Below are 22,937 nucleotides of genomic sequence, written 5' to 3'. Positions count from 1 at the left end.
CCATGAGCCTCGCCGACATCCGCGCGGCCTTGACCGCCGAGCTCTCGGCCACGCCCGAGTACTACGACTTCAAGGTGCTGCACGCCGAACGTGACGGCACGCTGTGGCGCGTCACGCTGGAGCCGGGCTATGTGTTCGCCGAGGGCCAGCGGCCCGGCGCCGCCTCGGCGCAGGCCCTGCTGGATGACAGCCTGGACGGCGCCGCTGCCTGGTGGGGCAGCCCGACCAAGGGCGGCGCCAGCGTGCTGGCCGTCGTCGTGGAGGACGACCAGCTCGTGCTGCAGAACGCCAGCAGCCCGCCGCCGCCGGCCGGCCACCTGATCCGGCTCTACCCCACGCGCTTCCTGAACGCCGTGGCCGATGCTTGGTGGGACACGCCGTGGGCCGAGGCCGCCCTGGCCTGCCTACCCGACCTGTCGGCCCCCCGCCCGCTGCGCGGCGGCACGCCGCTGACCGGCGAGCCCTTCCGCTGGCTACGGCCGGCGCAGCGCGCCGCGCTCGCGCTCACCGGCTTCAGCAGCGCCTTCCTGTGGGGGCCGCCCGGCACCGGCAAGACAACCACGCTGGGCGTGCTGCTGGCCGAGTACCTGGACCGCCACCCCACGGCGCGTGTGCTGCTGCTGTCCACCACCAACCAGGCCGTGGATCTGGCCACGCTGGCCGTCGACAAGGCGCTGCAGAAGGGCCGGCGCGAGCCCCTGCGCGCCACCGTGCAGCGCCTGGGCACGCGCTTCGACGCCGCCGCCTACGACGGCCGCGAGCACCTCATCCCCACGCAGGACCGCGAGCTCATCGCCCGCCTCGCCCGCGCCGAAGCCGCCCGACCGCCCAGCCGCGACGCGCACGCGCTGAAGGCCTGGGCCGACCGCGTGAGCGACCTGCGCGACGAGCTGCGCGCCTCGTCGCTGAAGGTGCTGCAGCGCTGCCGCCTGGCCAGCATGACGACCACGCGCGCCGCCTTCACGCTCAAAGCCCTGCGCGAACTGGCCCCCGACGACGAGCCGCCCTTCGACCTGCTGGTGTTCGACGAAGCCAGCCAGGTGAGCCTGGCCCACACGCTGGCGCTGATGCCGCTGGGCCGCGCGCGGCTGTTCGCGGGCGACCCGCAGCAGCTCTCGCCCGTGCAGCGCAGCGAGGACCGCCTGGCCCGCCGCTGGCTGGGCCGCTCGGCCTTCGCCGAGATGCCGCGAGGCACCGGCGCGCAGACCGCGTCGGTCGCGCTGCTGGACGAGCAATCGCGCATGGCGCCGCCCATCGGTGAGCTGGTCAGCCAGCTGTTCTACGACGGCCTGCTGCGCGTGGCGGCCGATGCGCAGGCCGCGCCGGCCTGGCTGGCTGCGCGGCAGCGCACGCTGGGCGACATCCCGGCCGACGCGCATGTGCACGTGCACCGCATCCAGACCGACGGCGGCTGGGTAGCCGCCGAGCGCGGGCCGGTGCGGCGCGAATCGGCCGAGGCCATCGCCGAGCTGCTAACGCAGGCACTGGCCAGCGGCCAGTGGCAGGCCGAGGAGGTCATCGTGCTGACGCCCTTCCGCGCCCAGCGCGCGCTGATCCGCCAGCGGCTGCGCGCGCGCGGGCTGCCGGAGCAGCTGCGCGTCAGCACCGTGCACCGGGCGCAGGGCAGCGAGGCGCCGGTGGTGCTGTTCGACCCAGCCGACGGCGCCCAGCCCTTTCTGCACGGCGAGGAAGCGCAGCGCTTGCTCAACGTGGGCCTGAGCCGCGCGCAGGCCAAGCTGGTGCTGTTCGTGTCGCCGGCCGATGCGGCCAGCCCGCTGCTGGCGCCGCTGATGCAGCGGTTGCGGCTGGAGGGCGACACGCGCGCGGCCACGCCACTGCTGGAGCTGGCCGCGCAGCCGGACTTCCCGGCCAACACCGTCGGCCAGCGCGTGCGTGCCGGGCGGCACGAGGGCGAGGTCGCGCGCCTCAGTGCAGACGGGCAATCGTTCTGGTTCATCAACGCGCGCACCGGCGCCGAACAGCTCATCGACGCAGCGTTCTGGCGAAAGCGGGCGCAGGGTGTCGGTTGAGCGTGCGGGTGATGCGGCGGCTGGCTGAGCGGCTCTGCCGCAGCCGATAGAGGCGCTACTTGCTTTCGACATCTGCTGGATGGCGGCTATGCAGCGGGTTCCGTCCTTTGGTCGCCGCGGCCGAACTCACGCTCTCGGCCACCTACCGGTCACTGACTTGCTCGGCCCGTGGCCGGACGACCTTGCACACATGCGTGTAGCGCGTGGTTGTGGCAACGTTGGTATTGCCCAGCAAACCCTGAACCGAGCGGATGTCGTAGCCCGCTTGCAGCAGGTGGGGGCAAACGCATGACGCAGAGTGTGCAGCGTGGCGATAGTGTCTCGACTCGACTGTCCGCAACGGCGCGTTGAGCAACCTTCCGCATCTCAGCAGCTCCGGGCTGTGGACTTACGCACGCGCTGGGACATGACCGTCATAGCCCGTGCGCAGGCGATATTTTGCGCTAGTTGGGCAGTTTTATACTCACCAATATGCGGTCAGCAGCCTCGTTCAGCATTTTGTCGCGCGAGAATACCTTTGAGCAAAATTCAATCTGTTGAAGTATCCAATCGCGCTTCCTCGGCGGCATTTTGCCACCCTTTGAAATAAAAATATTAGTAGCATGGAACAACGTCGCATAAGGGTGCGGCGTGGGTCGCCATGCTTTTGTTGTACTTTCATATCGTACAACCTGATTTAAAATTTCATAAATCTCGCCATAGATTGTATCGACGCCGACATTTGTTAGCTCCAACTTCTTTGAAAGAAGTGAGGCGAGTGTCGTCCACGGGAACGGATGCTCTTCAATAGCGACCGCGTGTCGAGCATACTGAATTGCCAAATCAATATTTTCCGCCTGCGTCAGTAATGCTCTCTGCTCCCAGTACCGAGAATTCCATTGCCAAGCCTCGCGGGCTTGACTGAAGAATGTTCCTGCAAATGTGCCCAGCAATGGTCTTGCGACCTGTTCCGCACTGAATAGGCGAGCTGCGAGCTTCGCCTCAGGAGTTCTCGAAATTGTTGCGCGCCTATTAACATAGGGAGAGAGTGCCACGGCGAGCATCGAGAATATCTCCAAGAGCAGTGCTTGCTTTTCCCTTGCCAGCATATGCAGCAATCTATCTGCAATCACAGGGTTCAATGGCAAAACATAATCACCATCGTCCGCATAGGTTAATGGCAGTGGGCAGTCCAATTCCAGTTGATTATTAAGGCCAGCGTTTCGGTATGATTTTTCAAGAATTGGATAAGCCACACCTCCTGGGTAGCAATGTTCAGCGAGTGCTGCAACCGCGTAGCTACGCCTATCGCTTTCACTTGCATCGCTCCAAATCGACCTTACGATAGTTTCAAGCGGTTTGAAATTATTGAGAGCCCTGCATGAGGCAATTGCCACGGGGTCTCGCAGAAGCATGTTCGCAAACTTCTTCGGATAACGAACGGCATCAGATGCCCCCAACAATCCAGCACGACGCAGCTTTTCCACTAACCCTTCGTAGGACTCAACAGGCCAGTCACTGACTCCGAAGTATTCAATATCCAGGTCGCCAAGAACCCTGTCTATGTGATCTTTTCTGTAATCACGGTCCGCCGATAAGATTGCAAGCGGTCTCTTCAGCTTGACGCAGGAAATTAACGAACGCATGGACGGGGAATGGTCTGCCAATCCATCTATGAGTAACACGATTGGCCGATTGATTGCACTAAGAACTCTAGCCGCGTTCTCCGGGTCGATAACTGAGTTTGAATTCAGATTCAGCACTACCACCCCGCCTCCAGCGAGGTCGTAGCCGATTCTTCGGATAATGGTTGTTCTCCCACTACCCGGCTCGGAACTTAAGCTGAACAGCTTGACCTTGGCGTCGTCCCCGCTTGTCCAGTTCTTAACCCTTGCGCCGATGGCCATCTCGTCGTTGGTCGGAACGTCCATGGACGATTCCAAATCTGACCATCGAATGGTTTTTCCGAAGTAAAACGGCGACACCTCGCCTTCCGCGTTAGGGGCTGAAGGTCTAACCAACTCAAAGCTGGAGAAGAAGTTGACCTGATCTTCCGCGGATGGCCTCGTGCCGAATATGCCGTCCATCGACGGAACCGTCAGTTGCGAAACTGTAGGTGCCGCGCCCAGCTCGGTGGAAAGCCAGGCAAGAAATTCCGATAGCTTCGCTTTCACAAGCGTTAGGCCGTGCTCCTTGCATATCAGTTCCGTAATCTTGTCGGGATAGGGCTCCACCAGGAAGGATGGCCCACGATTCGCTCTTGCCGATGTCGACGTGCGGCCGGCTAGATAATATTCAAGATCCGGCTCATTCAGGCTGGTTCCTGCAATGATGAATGGCTCGCTTGCCATTAGCTCGGAAAGGACGTGCATCCAGGCGCTCATCCCACGGGTGGCGCGTCCATACTCTGCGGTCGAAAAAACATAGCCCTTTTCTGGCTCCCTAGTAAATCCGTGCAAATGGACTACTGACAGGTGGCCTTTGTTAGGCTGCGTCTTGAATGCACTGTCGTAATTAAGGGATTCAATTTTTTGCTTCGGCCGCTCAGTCGAATCGTATGCATTTTCTAGGGCGTCATCAATATTGAATGTAAAAACTGTCTTCCACACATAGGAAGTAAGTCTCTTAACAGTTTCGCCCGGCCTGCAACCAAGGTAAGGTTGAGTCAAATACTTATCAGTCTCTGCCGAATCAAGCAGGAGGCTCACTCGTGATAGCGTAGTATTCTCGCCCACACCCTTGTGTGCGCACAAATCCTTCGTGAGCGCAGTCGCTGATTTCAATTCATGACCATTTCGGTCCCGGCAATCTAGAGATACGCCACTTCCAAGGAGAAGGTTGTACTGACCGGCAAATAGCCCTTGACGAAGGGATTCCAAGTCATCTGACGACAGCATAATTCCCTCATTTCCTTGAATGGTTTTTTGGCCCCTGCCCACAATCGTGTTTCGTGATCGGGCTGCGTTTCAGTCTGCCACAGCTGGGCTACTGTCGGCTTCCGAGAAAACGCGGTCGGGGTTGGATGGGCAATTCTCCGAGCCGATAGGCACCCCAGTCGCTCTCGTGCTGCGCCGCCCGTCCTATCGTTGGGCGGGCGGTTCAGGATGAACACCGGACCCGCGTCGCCGGGCGGCCCCACTGACCGGTTGTTGCGGCCGCCGACATTCGTAATTTTGCGGCGAGTGTCTCTGATCAGCCTGAAGCGGTCACTCACCGATCCCGCCTCCCGGAAAAACGCACAACTTCCTATCGCCAGCCAGGAACACGCCCATGAAAAAGGGCAGCCCGCCAGCGCTATCAACGCTGACCAGGCCGCCCTTGTCGAGGCGGATGAGCGATCCGATCAGACCGCTGCGGTCACGACGATCTCGATCTTCCACTCCGGGCGGGCCAGCGCGGCCTGCACAGTGGCGCGCGGCGGGGTGTGGCCCGGCGTGACCCACTGCTCCCACACGCCGTTCATGGCGGCGAAATCGGCCAGGTCGACGATGAAGATCTGCGCGCGCAGGATGCGGGTCTTGTCGGTGCCGGCGCGGGCCAGCAGCTTGTCGATCGCGGCCAGCACCTGGGCCGTCTGGCCCTCGATGCCCTGGCTGCCGTCTTCGGCCACCTGGCCGGCCAGGTAGGCCACGCCGTTGTAGACGGCCATCTCGGACATGCGGGGGCCGACGTCGTAACGCTCGATGCTGTTGCTCATGGGGTCACTTCTTTCGTGAGGGGTGGTGATGCGAATGCCCGGCCGGGCGGGGGCCAGTGCCGTGCGGATGCTTCTTGCTGGTGCCGGCGGCCGGCGTTGCGCCCGCGGCCTTCTGGCCCAGCTTGCTCTCGGTGCCGGCCAGCAGCTTCTTGATGTTGGCCTGGTGGCGCCACACCAGCAGCAAGCCCATGATGATGAGGGCCAGCGCGGTGGGGCCGGCTTCCCAAATGAGCAACTGATACATCGGCGCGAACGCGGCCGACACGATGGCGGCCAGCGACGAGTAGCGGCTGAACCAAGCAATGATGGCCCAGGTGGCCAGCGTGGCCACGCCCAGCAGCGGGTTCAGGCCGAAGATGACGCCGGCCGCCGTGGCCACGCCCTTGCCGCCTTCGAACTTGAAGAACACCGGCCACAGGTGGCCCAGGAAAGCGCCCAGGCCCACCAGCGCGGCCGTGCCCTCGCCCAGGCCGTGGGGCGCGCCCCAGAGGTAGACGGCGAGCACCGGCAGGTAGCCCTTCAGCGCATCGAACACCAGCGTCAGGATGGCCGCGGCCTTGTTGCCGGAGCGCAGCACGTTGGTGGCACCGGGGTTGCCGGAGCCATAGGAGCGCGGGTCGGACAAACCCATCGCGCGGCTCACGATGACGGCAAACGACAGCGAGCCGATCAGGTAGCCCACGAGGGCGGCAAGAAGAGGGAGAGCGGTTTGCATGGGGCGGCATTGTCATGCAGCCGCTGCGGCCCGCCGGCCCGGCCCCCCCCGGCCCGCCTGCCGCGTCAGCGGTGTAGGGCGGGTCGCGACCCGCCGCTTCGTCCCGCAACACCTATCGCAGTTCGGTTCCGGACATGCCGCGCCACGCCCGGCTTTGTCTAGTTCGCGCAGTGCACCGGCCGGGCGCCCAGCAGCTCGGTCAGCACCTGCGGCGCGATGCCGACGAGGTAGCCGCGCCGGCCGCCGTTGATGCAGATCTTCTCCAGCGCCAGGATGCTCGCCTCCACGAACACCGGCATGGCCTTGCGCACGCCGAAGGGCGAGGTGCCGCCAACCTGGTAGCCGCTGTGGCGCTGCGCCACCTCGGGTTTGCAGGGCTCCACCTTCTTGCACGGGATCTGCCGCGCCAGCTCCTTCAGGCTGACGGTCTTGTCGCCGTGCATCAGCACGATCAGGGGCTCGGCCTTCTCGTCCTGCATCACCAGCGTCTTGACGACGGCATGCTCGTCCACGCCCAGCTGCTTGGAGGACTCGGCCGTGCCGCCGTGGTCAACGTAGTCGTACACATGCTCGGTGAAGGCTACGCCGGCGCGCTTGAGCATCTGCGTGGCCGGGGTCTCGCTGACATGGGTGCTCTTCTTGCTCATACCGCCATTCTCGGGGGGGTGTGAATATTCTGTTTCTCGGCAATGATTTATTGTTTTACAGTAAGTTTTTCTCGTTTCACGAAGGCGTGCATGCCGGACTCCTTTTCCACCGACGGCCACCGGCGCATCCGCCGGCTGGCCTGGATCGTGCGGCTGCTGAGCCTGGTGGGCGCGCTGTTCATCGGCACCCTGCCCTTCGTGTTCTGGGCCCAGCCCGACTGGGTGGCCGAGGTGGCCGCGCGCACCTGGAGCCTGAGTACGATGCAGCTGGACCTGGGCTCGCGGCTGTGGGGCCTGGCGGCCATGCTGCTGCCCACGGCGGCGAGCCTGTTCACGCTGTGGCAGATGTGGTCGCTGTTCGGCTGCTTCGCCCAGGGCGAGCTGCTGGCGCGCCGGCCGGCCGCGCACCTGCGCCGCCTGGGCCTGGGTGTGTGCAGCCTGGCCGCCGCCCAGCCGCTGGGCCACACGCTGGCCATCCTGGCGCTGACCTGGGGTAACGGCAAGGGCGAGCGGCGGCTGTGGTTCGGGCTGTCGTCCGACCATTACCTCGCGCTGCTGTTCGGCCTGCTGCTGCTGGCGCTGGCCCAGGTGCTGTCGGAAGCTGCCCGCGTGGCAGACGAGAACGCCGAGTTCGTCTGATGCCCATCATCGTCACCCTCGACGTCATGCTCGCGCGGCGCAAGATGCGCTCGCGCGAGCTGGCCGAGCGGGTGGGCATCACCGAGGCCAACCTGTCGCTGCTCAAGAGCGGCAAGGTGCGCGGCGTGCGCTTCGACACGCTGGCGCGCATCTGCGAGGTGCTGCAGTGCCAGCCCGGTGAGCTGCTCGCCTGGGAGCCCGGCCCCGAGCCTGAGCCCGACGGCGACACCCCGCCCTGATTTCCTGATTCACTGACTTATCGATCGACTTCATGCATTCCCTCGCCCCGCGCCTGCTGCTGACCACCGCGCTGCTGAGCGCCCTGCCCGCTCTGGCTGCAGACACCCTGGTGCTGCCCCCCGTACACACCGAACTCAAGCGCGACGGCACCGTGCTCCCCTACCGCCAGCTCAACGAGGTGCTCACCAAGCTGCGGCTGCACGGCAGGAACTTGTTCCGCATGGACTTCCGGGTCGACCCCGAGCGCACCAAGGTGCCGCTGGCCGATGTGCGCATCGCCGTGCGCACCGATGACAAGGACTACCCGCTGTCCATCGACCCGCAGGGGCTGATCCAGCTGCCCATCCTGCCGGAGGCCGAGGCCAAGACCGCCGACTTCGCCACCAACACGCCCAAGGGCCACCTCAAGGCCAAGATCTCGCTGGAACTCAACCTCGCGCCGGAGCAGCTGACGATGGGCAAGGTGCGCGAGATCGTCGCCCTGGGCCGCACGCTGCGAGAGGAGCTTCTGCCCTGGGCCGTGCGCTGGCTGGTGCCCAGCATCGAAGGCGTGCGCGTTTGCAGCCCCACGCCCACCTGGGAACTGGAATGGCCGGAAGGCGGCCAGCTGATGGGCCTGGCTCTGCCTGCCACCGCCGGCGAGCGCGACGCGCAGGATGCCAAGAGCCCCCGCCCCTGCGCGCTGCTGACCGGCCAGGAAAGCTGGCCCGACAGCGCCCGCCTGCTGCCGCCCGCCGGCACCCACCTCAGCGTGAAGCTGCAAGGCAGCTGACCGCCCCACCCACCCCCAAACGCCTGCGAGCCCGCCATGCGCCCCCTGGTCACACCTCTGTTGCTAACGTCACTCCTGATGGCCAGTCCGGCCGCCCCGGCCTCGGACACCCAGGTGCTGCCGGCCGTGCGCACCGAGCTCAAGCGCGACGGCGCGGTACTGCCCTACGCCCAGCTCAACCAATTGCTGAGCAAGCTGCGCCAGCATGGCGAGGGGCTGTTCCGCATGGATTTCCGTGTCATCCCCGAGAAGACGAAAAAGCCGCTGGCCGAGCTGCGCATGGCGGTACGCAGCGACGAGGCCGACCACCCGATCAAGCTCGACGCCGAGGGCCGCTTCGACCTGCCCCTGCTGCCCGACGCCGAGGCCAAGACCGCCGACCTCGCCACCAACGCGGCCAAGGGCGAGTTGGCCGTGAACGGCACCGTCAAGCTGACCACGCCGCCCGAACAGCTGGACCTGGCCACCGTGCGCCGCATCATGCAGGTGGGGCGCAAGCTGCGTGAGGAGCTGCTGCCCTTCTACCTGCGCTGGCTGTTCCCACGCGGCCAGGGCGTACGCATCTGCAGCGACGCGCCGACCTGGGAGCTGACCTGGACGGAGAACGGCCAGCTGCTGGGCCTGCCGCTGCAGCCGGCCACGGGCGAGCGCGAGCCTGAGACCAAGAAGGGTGAGGCCAGCCGCCCCTGCACCGTGCTGACCGGCCAGGAGAACTGGCCCGACGCGGCCCGGCTCGTGCCGCCGCCGGGCACCAAGCTGTCCATCAAGCTGTAACCGGCGCCCATGGCGACACACCACCGCTGGGCCGCACGCGCATTTGTCGTCGCGCTGCACGCGGCGCTGCTGGTGGCGGCGCTGCTGCACCGACCGCCCGGCCTGGCGCCGGCGCGCGAACGGCAGGCCACCACCGTGCGGCTGATCCAGCCGCAGCCGCGGGTGCAGTCGCCCATCGCCGACACCCTCCGCATCACGCGCCTGCCGCCGCCCCTCGCGCCAGCGCCACAGATCTCGCCGCCGCCCTACACGGTGGCGGCGGACGCCCCCGCTCCGCCGACCACGCCGGCCACGCCGCCCACCGCACCGCCCGGCGAGCCACCGCGCACCGCCCTGCGGCTGACGCTGCCACCGCAGTACACCGCCTCGGCCGCTGCCCAGCGCAACCCGGCGCTCAGCGACCCGCGCAGCAACACGCCCCGGCGGACGCTGGAGGACCGCATCGCCGACGCCACCGGCGGCGCCGGCGCCTGGGTGGAGGAGCCCAAGGCCGCGCAGTCCCAAGTCGTCGGCGCGCTGGGCGAACACCGCAGCGTGCTGCGCAAGGGCAGCACCTGCGTCGAGGTGTTCCGCTCGCGCATCTCCGACAGCGACCCCTTCAACCGCAGCGTGGCGCCGCGCACCGTCGCGATGATGGGCAAGCCCTATCAGTGCAAGTGAGCGGCAGCGTGCGTCGCTGTCCGCGTAACGAGTCAGCTGACACTGACCAAAACAGCACCGTTCCCGGCCGCTGGGGTTCGCGCGTCTTACCCCAGCCCACCGGGCTCACGCGGCCAGCCCAGCGCGCTGCTGCTCCTGCAGCCGCAGCACGCGCCGCTGCACCTTGCCGGTGGTCGTCATCGGCAGCGCGGCGATGAACTCGACCTCCTTCGGGTACTCGTAAGGCGCCAGGCGCGCCTTGACGTGGGCCTGCAGCGCGGCCACCAGCGCGGCGTCTCCCACATGCCCGTCGGCCAGTACGACGTAGGCCTTCACCAGCGCGCCACGCTCAGCGTCGGGCTTGGGCACGACGGCGGCGTTGGCGACGGCCAGGTGCTTGAGCAGGCAGTTCTCGATCTCACCGGGGCCGATGCGGTAGCCGGCGCTCTTGAACACATCGTCCGCGCGGCCCTCGTACCAGAAGCTGCCGTCGGCCTCCAGGCGCGCGAGGTCGCCGGTGCGGCACCAGCTGTCGGCCGGGTCGCCAGTGAACTTGGCGCGGGTGGCGGAATCGTTGTTCCAGTAGCCGAGAAAGAAGACCGGGTCGGGCGCGCCATGGCGATCGCGCGCGTGCACAGCCACCTCACCCACTTGGCCCTGCGCGCATTCGCGGCCGTCGTCGTCGATGACGGCCACGCGGTGGCCGGGGTAGGCGCGGCCCATGCTGCCGGGCCGCGCCGGCCACAGGCGCTGGCAGTTGCCGAGCACGTAGTTCATCTCGGTCTGGCCGAACATCTCGTTGACGGGCACGCCCAGCGCGTCGCGGCACCAGGTGAACACCGCGTCGCCCACGGCCTCGCCGGCGCTCATCAGCGTGCGCAGCTTGAGGCCGCGGCGCCTGGGCCGGGGGGCGGCCTTCATCATGGCCTTGAGCGCGGTCGGGAACAGGAAGGCGTGCGTAACGCCGTAGGCCGCCATCAGCTCGAAGGCCTTGTCCGCCGCGAAGCGGCCCTGCCAGGCCACGATGGGCCGGCCGAAGTAAAGGCTGGGCAGCAGCGCATCCATCAGCCCGCCCGTCCAGGCCCAGTCTGCGGGGCTCCAGAAGACGGCGTCGCTGGGCTGGCGCGCATCCTGCGGGTCGAAGCCAAACCAGTCCTGGCTGGCGATGAAGCCCGGCAGGTTGCCGATGAGCGCCTGCTGCGGCAGCAGCGCGCCCTTGGGGTTGCCGGTGGTGCCGCTGGTGTAGAGCAGCAGCGCCGCGTCACTAGCGCGCGTGGCGACGCGGGTGAAGCTCGCGGCCTCGGCCTGCAACGCGTCCATCCAACCGAGTTCATCGCGCGCGGGCGGGCAGTCGCCGACGACGATGATGCGCCGCAGCGCCGGGCAGTCCGGCCGGGCCGCGCGCAGCGCGGGCATGGCCTCGCAGGCGGCGATGGCCAGCACGGCGCCGCTGTCCTGCAGCCGGTAGGCCAGCGCCTCAGCGCCGAACAGCATGGACAGCGGCAACGCCACCGCGCCGAGCTGCTGGATGGCGATGTGGGCCACGGCCGTCTCGAAGCGCTGTGGCAGTTGCACCGCAACACGGTGGCCGCGCCTCACGCCCTGGGCCATCAGCGCGTTGGACAGGCGGTTGGCGGCGCGCTGCAGCTGCGCGTAGCTGTACTGCGCACGGCAGCCGCTGTCACTCTCGAAGTAGATAGCGGTGGCCTTAGGCGTGGCGCGCGCCCAGCGGCCGCAGCAGGCCTCGGCGAGGTTGAAGTCGTGCGGCACCTGCCAGCGGAAATCGGCATGCAGCTGCGCGTATCGGTCTTCCGCCATGGGCCACCCGTTCGGACAAGGGGAGCTCATGCTAGCCAGCCCGGCCGGACTGGCGCCCCGGGGCTAGCCCGGGGTCAGTACCAGGCTAAAGCCCCAGCCAGGCGGAGGGCGACCAGCGGCTCGGGCGTTCGCCGTCGCTGTAGCGCTCCAGCGCATCGCCGGCGAGGCGGCAGATCCGCCACTCGGGCATCACGTCAGCGCCCAGCGATTCGTAGAAGCGGATGGCATCCTCGTTCCAGTCCAGCACCGTCCAGTCGAAGCGGCCGTAACCGCGCTCGCAGGCCAGCTGGGCCAGGTGGATGAGCAGCGCGCGGCCTAGACCGCTGCGGCGGTGGGCGGGGCGCACGTACAGGTCTTCCAGGTACAGGCCCGGCTGGCACAGGAAGGTCGAGAAGTTCTTGTAGAACAGCGCGAACGCGACCACCTCGCCATTGACCTCGCCCACCACGCACTCGGCCGCCGGCTCGTCACCGAACAGATGCGGCGCCAGCGACTCGGGCGTGACCGCCAGCAGGTGGCTCAGGTTTTCGAACTCGGCCAGCTCGCTGATCAACTGGACGATGACGTGAAGGTCGCGGGGTTCGGCGGGGCGGATGTCTGGGCGGGGCATGGCCGCATTGTCGGGGCTGCGCCGTCGCCTACAGTGCGGATATGCCCCATGTCTACGCCGTTCATCGCCCGCACCGCAGTGAATTCCTGACCCTGCGCGGGCTGCGCCACCACCTGCTGCGCTGGGGCCAGGCCTTGCCGGGGCGGCCGCCGCTGGTGCTGGTGCATGGCTGGATGGACGTGGGCGCGTCGTTCCAGTTCCTTGTCGACGCGATGCGCGAGGCGCGCGAGGTGATCGCGCTGGACTGGCGCGGTTTCGGCCTCAGCGACGCGGGCGGGGCAGACTGTTTCTGGTTCCCCGACTACCTGGCTGACCTGGACGCGCTGCTGGACAGCGTCAGCCCCGATGCACCGGTCGACCTGGTCGGCCACAGCATGGGCGGCAACGTGGTGATGAGCTATGCGGGCGTGCGCCCGCAGCGCGTGCGCCGGCTGGTGAACCTGGAAGGCTTCGGCATGCCCGACGTGTCGCCCGCCGCCGCGCCCGATCGGTTGGCGCGCTGGCTGGACGAGCTGAAGGACCCGCCCACGCTGCGCCCCTACGCGACGCTAGCCGACGTGGCCGAGCGCCTGCGCAAGACCAACCCACGCCTGCCTGCCGACAAGGCCGCCTGGCTGGCCGGTCACTGGGCGCGCCCCGTGCCCGATGAATCACCGACAGGCTTCCAGCTCAACGCTGACGCAGCGCACAAGCTGTCCAACCCAGTTCTGTATCGCAAGGCCGAGGTGCTGGCCTGCTGGCAGCGCATCACGGCGCCCACGCTGTGGGTGGAGGGCAGCGACGACCAGCTGACGCGCTTCTGGGGCGGGCGCTACCCGCGCGAGGAGTTCGAGTCGCGGCTGGCTGTGGTGGCCGACCTGGCCCGCACGGTACTGCAGGACGCCGGGCACATGCTGCACCACGACCAGCCCCAGGCGCTGGCCGAGGCGGTCGAGGCCTTCCTGAGCAAGGTCTGACCCCGGGCGCCGCGCCTCAGCTGCGATCCGCGCGCTCGGCGAACTCCTCGTCCAGCCGGCGCATGCGCCGCGCGTAGACGATGACGATGGCGCAGAAGCCCAGCAGCGCGCCCTGCGAGGCCAGCCAGAAGGCCAGCGGCCAGCCGAACAGCTCCACGCTGAGCTCGCGCGCGAACACCACGGGCACAAAGGCCACCAGCGCCCAGGCCAGCAGCAGCCCGGCGGTCAGGCGGCGCGTGCGGCGCCAGTAATCGCCGTGCCCGGGCTCAGTCATTCAGCAAGCCCCACTGCTGCAGCATGAAGGCATAGGTGCGCGCGGTCTCGCGCAGCGCGTCGAAGCGGCCAGAGGCGCCGCCGTGGCCGGCCGTCATGTTGATGTCGAACAGCACCGGCGCGGCGCCCTGGTTCAGCTCGCGCAGCCGTGCGACGTACTTGGCGGCCTCCCAGTAGGGCACTTGGCTGTCGTTGATGGCGGTCTTGGCCAGCACGGCCGGGTAGGTGGCCGGCTTCAGGTTGTCGTAGGGGCTGTAGGCGCGCATCCAGGCGTACTCGTCGGCCTTGTTGGGGTTGCCCCACTCGATGTATTCCTCAGTGGTCAGCGGCAGGCTGGCGTCCAGCATGGTGTTGAGCACGTCGACGAAAGGCACCTGCGCGACGACGGCCTTGAACAGGTCGGGCCGCAGGTTGGTGGCCGCGCCCACCAGCAGGCCGCCAGCGCTGCCGCCATGGATGATGAGCTGGCTGGGCTGGGTGTAGCCCTGCTTCACCAGTGCCTCGGCGCAGGCGACGAAGTCGGTGAAGGTGTTCATCTTCTTGTCGAGCTTGCCGTCCAGGTACCACTGGCGGCCCAGGTCGCCTCCGCCACGGATGTGGGCGATGGCGTAAATGACGCCGCGGTCCAGCATGGACAGCCGGCTGCTGGCAAAGCGCGGGTCGCTGGGGATGCCATAGCTGCCATAGCCGTACAGCCACAGCGGCTGCGGACCGGCGCGGCGCTTGTCCTTGCGGTAGACCAGGCTCACCGGGACCTTGACGCCGTCCCGCGCCGTCACCCACACACGCTCGCTGGTGTAGAGGCTGGCGTCGTAGCCGCCCTGCACCGGGGCGACCTTGAGCAACTGCAGCGCGCCCGTGGCCAGGTCGGCCTCATAGGTGCTGGCCGGCGTGGTGAGCGAGTTGTAGGCGAAGCGCACGCGCGGCGCGTCGAACTCGCGCTGCGGGGTCAGCACGGCGTTGTAGGCAAGCTCCTGGAAGCTGATGTCGCGCGGCTTGCCGCTTCGCAGCGGGTAGAGGCGCAGCTTGACCGAGCCGCCCTCGCGGATCTGCGCGACGGCATGAGTCTTGAAGGCCACCGCCTGCTCCACCATCGCATCGGCGCGGTGAGGGATGAGCTCCTGGGCGCGGGCCAGGTCGGCCGGCTTGAACAGCGCACCGGCGCCGGACTTCATCGGCAGGCGCAGCAGTCGGAAGTTCACGCCGCGGTCGTCGATGCGCAGCAGCAGCTCGTCGCCAAAGGGCGTGACGGCGTACTCCTGGCCGGACTTGCGCGGCAACACCTCGCGCCAGCGGCCCTCGGGTTGGTCGGCCGGCAGCACGCGCCAGTCCATGGTGTCCTTGGAGCGCGAGCCCAGCATCAGCGTGCGGCCATCCAGCGACTTGGCGAGCATCAGGTTGAACAGCTCGTCCGGCTCCTCGTGCACCAGCTGGTCCTGCGCAGCGCCCAGCCGGTGGTGCCACAGCTGGTGAGAGCGGCGGGCCTCGTTGTGGCGGATGTAGAACAGCGTCTTGCCGTCAGCCGACCACTCGAACGCGTCGGCATGCGGTGTGGTGGCGATGACGCGGTCTTCGCCGGTCGTCAGGTCGCGCACGTGCAGCTCAAAGTCACGCGCGCCAGTCGCGTCCACGCCGTAGGCGAGCAGTTGCCCGTCGGGGCTGACGGCGACGGCGTTGAGGTTGACGAATTTGCGCGTCTTGGCCAGCTCGTTGAGGTCCAGCACCACCTGCTCGGGCGCCTGCGGGTCGTGCAGCCGCTGCGGGCCCTGCGCGGCGCTTCGCACGTAGACGGGGTATTGCTGGCCGACATCGATGCGGCTGACGTACCACCAGCGCCCTTCGCGCTGCGGCACGCCCTGGTCGCGCTGCTGCACGCGGCCCTTCATCTCCTCGAACAGCCGGGCCTCGGCGGCCGCATGGGGCTTGAACCAGGCATCCGCGTAGGCGGCTTCGGCCCTCAGGTGGGCCTGCACCTCGGGGTGGTCCTTCTCGCGCAACCAGAAGTAGTCGTCGATGCGGCGGTCGCCGTGCACGCTGACGTCCTTGGGCTTCTTGGCGGCGACGGGCGCGCGCGGCGCGTCCTGGGCATGGGCGGCGCTGGTGGCGCAGATCAGGCTGGTGGCAAGCGCAGCCGTGTGGGCCAGCGCACGCCAGGTAGGCAGCAGATGCATGGGAGCTCTCCGGCCGGGCGCTGCCCTCGGCAGCCTGGCCCCGGCGACGCAGAGTGTGCCTGCTCGGGCGCATGCAAAAATCGCGGCCTTTCCCGAACTGCACGGTTGTGCCCGTCATGGATATCGAACACATCAACCAAATCGGCAACTCCCTGGCCGACCTCTCAGCGCGCACCGACGCGCTAAGGGGGTATCTTTGACTTCGATCGCAAAGCCCTGCGACTGAACGAAGTCAACGCCGCCCTCGAGAACCCCAACGTCTGGAACGACCCCAAGCGGGCCCAGGAACTCGGCAAGGAGAAGCGCGCGCTGGAGACCGTGGTCGAAACGATCACGCACCTGACCGGCTCGCTGGCGGACAACGCCGAGTTGTTCGAGATGAGCAAGGACGAGGGCGACGAGGCCGGCATGCTGGCCATCGAGGAGGACGCCAAGGCCCTGCAGGCCAAGGTCGAGGAACTCGAGTTCCGCCGGATGTTCAACAACCCGGCCGACCCGCTGAACTGCTTCATCGACATCCAGGCCGGCGCCGGCGGCACCGAGGCCTGCGACTGGGCCGGCATGCTGCTGCGCCAGTACCTGAAGTACGCCGAGCGCAAGGGCTTCAAGGCAACGATGGAAGACGAGACGCCGGGCGACGTGGCCGGCATCAAGAGCGCCACCATCAAGGTCGAGGGCGAGTACGCCTTCGGCCTGCTGCGCACCGAGACCGGCGTGCACCGACTGGTGCGCAAGTCGCCGTTCGACTCGTCCGGCGGTCGCCACACCTCGTTCGCGTCGCTGTTCGTCTACCCCGAGGTGGACGACAGCATCGAGATCGACATCAACCCGGCAGACGTGCGCACGGACACCTTCCGCGCCAGCGGCGCCGGTGGCCAGCACATCAACAAGACCGACTCGGCGGTGCGCCTGACGCACATCCCGACCGGCATCGTCGTGCAATGCCAGGACGGCCGCAGCCAGCACAGCAACCGCGACGTCGCCTGGAAGCGGTTGCGCTCGCGCCTGTACGACCATGAGATGAAGAAGCGCATGGCCGAGCAGCAGGCGCTGGAGGACACCAAGACCGACGTCGGCTGGGGCCACCAGATCCGCAGCTATGTGCTGGACCAGAGTCGCATCAAGGATCTGCGCACCAACTACGAGACCTCCGCGACGCAGAAGGTGCTGGACGGTGACCTCGACCCCTTCATCACCGAGAGCCTGAAGCAAGGCATCTGATGCCCCGCAATGCTGGCCACGCGCACAGCCCGGCCAGCCCCTGGCGGACGTCGTAACCCGACGCCCGCCGCGCCCTCCCCCTCCCAAGGAAGCCCCTCATGCGTGAAGGCACCGCTCCCCTGATCCAGCGGCTGGACTACCAGCAGCCCCCGTTCTGGATCCGCAAGGTCGACCTGAGCTTCGACCTGGACCCCGCCAAGACCCTCGTCACGAGCAAGATGCAGGTGGAGCGCAACCGCGCCGTGCCGCACGGCCCGCTACGCCTGCACGGCGAGGAGCTGAACCTGCTGCGAGCGCTGATCAACGGCGCCGGCGTGTCCTTCCGCCAGGAGGGCCACGAGCTCGTCATCGACAACCCGCCGGACGACGACTTCGCGCTGGAGATCCGCAACACCATCGCGCCGGAGAAGAACACGGCGCTGTCGGGCCTGTACACGTCGGGCGGCAGCTTCTTCACGCAGTGCGAGGCCGAGGGCTTCCGCCGCATCACCTATTTCCTGGACCGCCCGGACGTGATGGCCGTCTACACGGTCACGCTGCGCGCCGATGCGGCCAAGTACCCAGTGCTGCTGTCCAACGGCAATCTGACGAGCAGCGGCACGCTGGAGAACGGCCGCCACTTCGCTGTCTGGAACGACCCCTTCCCCAAGCCCAGCTACCTGTTCGCCGTCGTCGCGGGCGACCTCGTCGCGCGCGAGCAGCGCGTGCGCACCCGCGCCGGCAAGGACCACCTGCTGCAGGTCTACGTGCGCCGGGGCGACCTGGAGAAGACCGAGCACGCGATGAACAGCCTCATCGCTTCCATCGTCTGGGACGAGGCCCGCTTCGGCCTGCCGCTGGACCTGGAGCGCTTCATGGTGGTCGGCGTGTCCGACTTCAACATGGGTGCGATGGAGAACAAGGGCCTGAACATCTTCAACACGAGCGCCCTGCTCGCCTCGCCGGCCACGGCCACGGACGCGGACTTCGCCCGCATCGAGTCCATCGTCGCCCACGAGTACTTCCACAACTGGACCGGCAACCGCGTGACCTGCCGCGACTGGTTCCAGCTGTCGCTGAAGGAAGGCCTGACCGTCTTCCGCGACCAGGAATTCAGCATGGACATGGCCGGCACGTCGTCGGCCCGCGCCGTCTGCCGCATCCAGGACGTGCGCCAGCTGCGCGCGCTGCAGTTCCCCGAGGACAGCGGCGCCATGGCCCACCCGGTGCGCCCGGACAGCTACAGCGAGATCAACAACTTCTACACGGCCACCGTCTACGAGAAGGGCTCGGAAGTCGTCCGCATGTACCAGACGCTGGTCGGCCGCAAGGGCTTCGAGGCCGGCATGAAGCTGTACTTCGAGCGCCACGACGGCCAGGCCGTGACCTGCGACGACTTCGCCGCAGCCATCGCCGACGCCAACCCCGGCTCGGCGCTCGCCACACGCCTGGACGCCTTCAAGCGCTGGTACGCGCAGGCCGGCACGCCGCGCGTGAAGGCCCACGGCGAGCACGACGCAGCCGCGCGCACCTACACGCTGCGCCTGGCACAGCACACGCCCGCCACGCCGGGCCAGAGCGACAAGCTGCCACAGGTCATCCCCGTCGTCATGGGCCTGCTGGACCGCCACGGCGCCGCGCTGGCGCTGAACGCCAACGGCGACACCGAGACCGTGCTGGTGCTGGATCAGGCCGAGCAGACCTTCGTCTTCGAGGACATCGACAGCGAACCCGTGCCGTCGCTGCTGCGCGGCTTCTCGGCACCCGTGGTGCTCGACGACGGCCTGTCCGACGCTGCGCTGCTGGTGCTGATGCGCCATGACAACGACCCGTTCAACCGCTGGGAAGCCGGCCAGCGCCTGGCGCTGAACCGCATCCTGCACGCGCTGCGCGCCGGCCAGCCGCTGCAGCTCAGCCCCGTCTTCATCGACGCGATGCGCGGCCTGCTCAACCACCCCGAGCTGGATGCCGCCTTCAAGGAACTGGCGCTGACGCTGCCGGGCGAGGCTTACATCGCCGAGCAGCTGGACGTCGTCGACCCGCAGGCCATCCACGCCGCGGTCATGGCGGCTCAACAGCAGCTCGCCGGCGCGCTGCGTGACGACTGGGCTGCCGCCTTCGAGGCCAACCAGATCGCCGGCGGCTACACGCCGGATCCGGTGTCCTCCGGCAAGCGCGCGCTGGCCAACCTCGCGCTGTCCATGCTCGTGCTGGACGCACAGGCCACCGGCGATACCGTGTGGCCCGGCAAGGCCTACCAACGCTTCAAGGATGCGTCCAACATGACGGACCGCCTCGGTGCGCTGGCCGCGCTGGTCAACGCCGGCGCCGAGCTGGCCGCGCCGGCACTGGAGCGCTTCCACGCGCTGTTCAAGGACGATGCGCTGGTCATCGACAAGTGGTTCGCGCTGCAGGCACGCGCACCGGAAAGCGAAGGCCGCGTGTTCGCCCGCGCCAAGGCGCTGACCAAGCACGCCGACTTCACGCTAAAGAACCCGAACCGCGCGCGCAGCCTGCTGGCGTCGCTGTGCATGTTCAACCCGGCCGCTTTTCATCGTGCCGACGCGGGCGGCTATGTATTCTGGGCAGAGCAGGTGCTGGCGGTGGACGCCATCAACCCGCAGCTGGCCAGCCGCATCGCCCGCGCGATGGACCGCTGGGCGGTGCTGGCCGAGCCCTACCGCAGCGCCGCCCGCGAGGCCGTGGCCCGCGTGGCCGCCAAGCCCGACCTGTCCACCGACGTTCGAGAAATCGTCGAACGCGCCCTCGCCTCTGGAACCTAAGCAGCACACCCATGTCACGCCAGACCAGCCTCACCCAATACCTCATCGAGCAACAGCGCGAACACGGCCACATCCCGCAGGAGCTGCGGCTGCTGATCGAGGTTGTCGCGCGCGCCTGCAAGCGCATCGCCATCGCCGTCAACAAGGGCGCCCTGGGCGGCGTGCTCGGCTCTGCCGGCAGCGAGAACGTGCAGGGCGAAGTCCAGAAGAAGCTCGACATCATCGCCAACGAGGTGCTCATCGAGGCCAACGAATGGGGCGGCCACCTCGCCGCCATGGCCAGCGAGGAGATGGACAGCATCTACGTCGTGCCCAACCGCTACCCGCAGGGCGAGTACCTGCTGCTGTTCGATCCCCTGGACGGCTCCAGCAACATCGACGTCAATGTATCCATCGGCACCATCTTCAGCGTGCTGCGCAAGGTGGGTCATTCGCGCGGCGTGGCGGAGGAAGACTTCCTGCAGCCCGGCAAGCAGCAGGCCGCAGCCGGCTACTGCGTCTACGGCCCGCAGAGCATGCTGGTGCTGACCGTGGGTGACGGCGTCGCGATGTTCACGCTGGACCGCGAGACCGGCTCCTGGGTGCTGACGCAGGACGAGGTCAAGATCCCGGACGACACCAAGGAGTTCGCGATCAACATGTCCAACATGCGCCACTGGGCGCCGCCGGTGACGCGCTACATCGACGAATGCCTAGCCGGCTCGACAGGCCCCCGCGGCAAGGACTTCAACATGCGCTGGGTGGCCAGCATGGTGGCCGACGTGCACCGCATCCTGACCCGCGGCGGCGTGTTCCTGTACCCCTGGGATCAGCGCGAGCCCGACAAGCCCGGCAAGCTGCGCCTGATGTACGAAGCCAACCCGATGGCCTTCCTCATCGAGCAGGCCGGCGGTGCGGCCGTCAACGGCACCGAGCGCATCATGGACCTCAACCCCACCAAGCTGCACGAACGCGTGGCCGTGGCGCTGGGCTCGAAAAACGAGGTTGAACGCATCGCTGCGTACCACCGCGAAGCGGCTCAAAAATAGTGGCTATAATGGCGGGCTCTTGAGGAACGCAAACCTGCGATCCGCATAGCCGGCATAGCTCAGTTGGTAGAGCAGCGCATTCGTAATGCGAAGGTCGGGGGTTCGACTCCTCTTGCCGGCACCACAGATATCAAGTACTCAGCCCAGCCTCACCCGCTGGGCTTTGTTGTTTCTGGGCGCCATGTAGCCTCCGTGTAGCGGGTGGCGTGGCAAGCGGCGTCGTCAGCAGGCATCGCAGCGACAAGCCGTGCTGACGCACTCCCTAGCCCAGGCGACCCAGCACACGCGCAACCCAGGCGCCGCTGGTGCGGGCAGTCGCGCACTCGTCACGCCGCCCCCGGCAACGTGCCTCACAGCCAACTGATCAGGCGCTGCAGCCAACGCGGCAGTGGGCGGCTGGGGGTGTAGGTCTGGCGGTACTGGCTGAGCATGGCGTGGCCTTTCGTTGAATCTGTATATTTATACAGTACTCATTGCCGAACACCAAGCGCATCATCCCGAAACAGCCAATCTGGTAGCGATATCATTTGATGTTCTACCAGGAGACCGCTGGCATGCCCTCGTCGTTCGAACCGTCCCACAGCGCACGCCTGTCGCGCCGGCCCGTCCTGTCGGGCGCCTTGGCGGGTGCGCTGCTGCTGTCGGCCTGCAGCAGCGCGCCGCCTGCCCGTGAGGCCACCGACTGGCTGGCCGCCTGGGGCAGCGCCCAGCTGGAGCAGCAGCTCGCTCCTGCCAGCCCGGCACCGGCCGCGGCCTGGCAGTCGCCGCTGCGCGATGTCAGCCTGCGCCAGATCGTGCGCACGACGGTGGCCGGCCAGACGATGCGGGTGCGCGTCAGCAACCTGTTCGGCCGCGAGCCCTTGACGCTGGGCGCCGCCAGCGTGGCGCGCGTGCAGCCGGGCACCGAAAGCGGCGCCCCGCAACTACAGGCCGGCAGCCTGCAGCCGTTGCACTTCCAGGGCCGCCGCGAGCTCGTGCTGGGCCCCGGCGAGGAGGCCTGGAGCGACCCGGTCGCCCTGCCCGTGCCCGCACGGGCGGACGTGGCGGTGCAGATGCACATCGTCGGGTCGCCGGCCCGGGCGACGGTGCACCCTGGCGCGCGCATCCACAGCTGGGCGCAGCCGGGCGGGAAGGCGGACGCTGTCGACTGGCCCGACGCCACCGCTCAGCCGGGCTGGTGGCACCTGGCTGCCGTGGACGTAGGCGGTGCGGCACCGCAGCCGGTCCTCGTGGCCACCGGCGACTCCATCACCGACGGCTATGGCGTACCGTCCGGCAGCTACCAGCGCTGGACGGATGCCCTCGCCCGCCGCCTCGCCGCGCAGGGTCGGCCGGGCTCGGTCGTGAACACGGGCATCGGCGGCAACCGGTTGCTGCAGGACGGCCTCGGGCCCCGCCTGGTGTCGCGCTTCGAGCGCGACGCGCTGTCGCGCAGCGGTGTCACGCACGTGGTGCTGCTGGCTGGCGTCAATGACCTGGGCAGCAGCCATCGCCAGCGCACGACAACACCGGCCTCGCGCGCCGCCCTGCTGGCCGAGCTGCAGCAGGGCCTGACCACGCTGGCGAGCCAGGCCCGCGGGCGCGGCGTGTGCCTGTTCGTCGGCACCGTGATGCCTTACGGCGGCAGCGGCTACTACCAGCCCGGCCCCGAGAACGAGGCGGACCGGCAGGCGCTGAACGACTGGATACGCACGCCCGGCCGCTTCGACGCAGTCGTGGATTTCGACGCCCTGGTACGGGACCCCGCCCGCCCATCCCACCTGCGCCGGGAGCTCGACAATGACGGGCTCCATCCCTCGCTGGCGGGCTACCAGGCGATGGCGGACTTCTTTCCGCTGCCGCTGCTGGAGCGCCGCTGCCCGGCCCGCTGAAGCGCCACGCGGTCAGCGTCTTCACTCAAAGCCCTCATGAGACGGCGTGCGATGCCGCCGATCACTTGGCAACACAAAAGATAGCGCTCACAATT

20 protein-coding genes and 1 tRNA gene are annotated in these 22,937 nt (G+C 67.7%); 12 read left to right on the top strand and 9 right to left on the bottom strand.

Annotated elements, in window-relative coordinates; genetic code table 11:
- Window positions 1–2 precede the first annotated feature (2 nt).
- Window positions 3–2,030, top strand: a complete 2,028-nt coding sequence (locus tag ACG0Z3_RS08710; protein ID WP_394396895.1) for a DEAD/DEAH box helicase — start codon at window positions 3–5, stop codon at window positions 2,028–2,030.
- 142 nt (window positions 2,031–2,172) lie between these two features.
- Here ACG0Z3_RS08710 and ACG0Z3_RS08705 read toward each other — a convergent pair whose 3' ends face one another.
- The 5 genes from ACG0Z3_RS08705 to ybaK form a co-directional block, all read right to left on the bottom strand.
- Window positions 2,173–2,370, bottom strand: a complete 198-nt coding sequence (locus tag ACG0Z3_RS08705; protein WP_394397500.1) for a tyrosine-type recombinase/integrase — start codon at window positions 2,368–2,370, stop codon at window positions 2,173–2,175.
- A gap of 103 nt (window positions 2,371–2,473) precedes the next feature.
- Complete coding sequence (locus tag ACG0Z3_RS08700) at window positions 2,474–4,717, bottom strand: SIR2 family protein (RefSeq protein ID WP_394396894.1); 2,244 nt, start codon at window positions 4,715–4,717, stop codon at window positions 2,474–2,476.
- 635 nt (window positions 4,718–5,352) lie between these two features.
- Window positions 5,353–5,706 (bottom strand): RidA family protein, encoded by a 354-nt coding sequence (locus ACG0Z3_RS08695; RefSeq protein WP_394396893.1) that lies wholly within the window; start codon window positions 5,704–5,706, stop codon window positions 5,353–5,355.
- Between the two features lie 4 nt (window positions 5,707–5,710).
- Window positions 5,711–6,421, bottom strand: a complete 711-nt coding sequence (gene plsY, locus ACG0Z3_RS08690; protein WP_394396892.1) for a glycerol-3-phosphate 1-O-acyltransferase PlsY — start codon at window positions 6,419–6,421, stop codon at window positions 5,711–5,713.
- A 158-nt stretch (window positions 6,422–6,579) separates the two neighbouring features.
- A complete protein-coding gene (ybaK, locus tag ACG0Z3_RS08685) occupies window positions 6,580–7,068 on the bottom strand; it encodes a Cys-tRNA(Pro) deacylase (RefSeq protein ID WP_394396891.1) in 489 nt (162 codons plus the stop codon).
- Window positions 7,069–7,158: 90 nt separating this feature from the next.
- On the opposite strand from ybaK, the gene ACG0Z3_RS08680 reads away from it, so the two are divergent.
- From ACG0Z3_RS08680 to ACG0Z3_RS08660, 5 genes are all read left to right on the top strand, one after another.
- A complete protein-coding gene (locus ACG0Z3_RS08680) occupies window positions 7,159–7,707 on the top strand; it encodes a DUF2975 domain-containing protein (RefSeq protein ID WP_394396890.1) in 549 nt (182 codons plus the stop codon).
- The gene (locus tag ACG0Z3_RS08675) at window positions 7,707–7,946 is read left to right on the top strand and encodes a helix-turn-helix domain-containing protein (RefSeq protein ID WP_268168466.1); all 240 of its coding nucleotides are present in this window, start codon (window positions 7,707–7,709) and stop codon (window positions 7,944–7,946) included. Before ACG0Z3_RS08680 ends, ACG0Z3_RS08675 begins: the two co-directional genes overlap by 1 nt.
- A gap of 32 nt (window positions 7,947–7,978) precedes the next feature.
- Window positions 7,979–8,719, top strand: coding sequence for a hypothetical protein (locus tag ACG0Z3_RS08670; protein ID WP_394396889.1), 741 nt, complete (start codon window positions 7,979–7,981; stop codon window positions 8,717–8,719).
- A gap of 78 nt (window positions 8,720–8,797) precedes the next feature.
- Window positions 8,798–9,493 carry a hypothetical protein gene (locus tag ACG0Z3_RS08665; RefSeq protein ID WP_394396888.1) on the top strand — a complete coding sequence of 232 codons (696 nt, stop codon included), beginning with the start codon at window positions 8,798–8,800 and terminating at the stop codon, window positions 9,491–9,493.
- A 9-nt stretch (window positions 9,494–9,502) separates the two neighbouring features.
- Complete coding sequence (locus tag ACG0Z3_RS08660) at window positions 9,503–10,153, top strand: hypothetical protein (protein ID WP_394396887.1); 651 nt, start codon at window positions 9,503–9,505, stop codon at window positions 10,151–10,153.
- Between the two features lie 105 nt (window positions 10,154–10,258).
- On the opposite strand, the gene ACG0Z3_RS08655 is transcribed toward ACG0Z3_RS08660, so the two are convergent.
- On the bottom strand, window positions 10,259–11,950 hold the full coding sequence (locus ACG0Z3_RS08655; RefSeq protein ID WP_394396886.1) for an acetate--CoA ligase: 1,692 nt from the start codon (window positions 11,948–11,950) through the stop codon (window positions 10,259–10,261).
- Window positions 11,951–12,035: 85 nt separating this feature from the next.
- A complete protein-coding gene (locus ACG0Z3_RS08650; RefSeq protein ID WP_394396885.1) occupies window positions 12,036–12,560 on the bottom strand; it encodes a GNAT family N-acetyltransferase in 525 nt (174 codons plus the stop codon).
- 41 nt (window positions 12,561–12,601) lie between these two features.
- On the opposite strand from ACG0Z3_RS08650, the gene ACG0Z3_RS08645 reads away from it, so the two are divergent.
- Complete coding sequence (locus ACG0Z3_RS08645) at window positions 12,602–13,516, top strand: alpha/beta fold hydrolase (protein ID WP_394396884.1); 915 nt, start codon at window positions 12,602–12,604, stop codon at window positions 13,514–13,516.
- Between the two features lie 16 nt (window positions 13,517–13,532).
- On the opposite strand, the gene ACG0Z3_RS08640 is transcribed toward ACG0Z3_RS08645, so the two are convergent.
- Window positions 13,533–13,790 carry a DUF4212 domain-containing protein gene (locus tag ACG0Z3_RS08640; RefSeq protein ID WP_394396882.1) on the bottom strand — a complete coding sequence of 86 codons (258 nt, stop codon included), beginning with the start codon at window positions 13,788–13,790 and terminating at the stop codon, window positions 13,533–13,535.
- A complete protein-coding gene (locus tag ACG0Z3_RS08635; protein WP_394396881.1) occupies window positions 13,783–15,960 on the bottom strand; it encodes a S9 family peptidase in 2,178 nt (725 codons plus the stop codon). Before ACG0Z3_RS08635 ends, ACG0Z3_RS08640 begins: the two co-directional genes overlap by 8 nt.
- Window positions 15,961–16,076: 116 nt before the next feature.
- Here ACG0Z3_RS08635 and prfB point away from each other — a divergent pair.
- From prfB to ACG0Z3_RS08610, 5 genes are all read left to right on the top strand, one after another.
- Window positions 16,077–17,181 (top strand): peptide chain release factor 2 gene (gene prfB, locus ACG0Z3_RS08630; RefSeq protein WP_394396879.1). Its coding sequence is split into 2 segments (ribosomal slippage): window positions 16,077–16,157 and window positions 16,159–17,181, totalling 1,104 coding nucleotides; the frame shifts between segments, so codons are not numbered across the junction.
- 98 nt (window positions 17,182–17,279) lie between these two features.
- Window positions 17,280–19,943, top strand: coding sequence for an aminopeptidase N (pepN, locus tag ACG0Z3_RS08625; protein ID WP_394396878.1), 2,664 nt, complete (start codon window positions 17,280–17,282; stop codon window positions 19,941–19,943).
- 11 nt (window positions 19,944–19,954) lie between these two features.
- Entirely contained in the window at window positions 19,955–20,971 is a 1,017-nt protein-coding gene (locus ACG0Z3_RS08620; protein ID WP_394396876.1) for a class 1 fructose-bisphosphatase, read from the top strand.
- A gap of 48 nt (window positions 20,972–21,019) precedes the next feature.
- Window positions 21,020–21,095, top strand: a tRNA-Thr gene (locus ACG0Z3_RS08615).
- Window positions 21,096–21,525: 430 nt separating this feature from the next.
- Window positions 21,526–22,842 (top strand): SGNH/GDSL hydrolase family protein, encoded by a 1,317-nt coding sequence (locus ACG0Z3_RS08610; protein ID WP_394396875.1) that lies wholly within the window; start codon window positions 21,526–21,528, stop codon window positions 22,840–22,842.
- The last annotated feature ends 95 nt before the right edge of the window (window positions 22,843–22,937 follow it).

Source organism: Pelomonas margarita (assembly GCF_043555875.1).
Lineage (GTDB): Bacteria > Pseudomonadota > Gammaproteobacteria > Burkholderiales > Burkholderiaceae_C > Pelomonas > Pelomonas margarita.
Note: the sequence above shows the minus strand (reverse complement) of the source record. Positions and strands in the feature narration are given on the sequence as shown.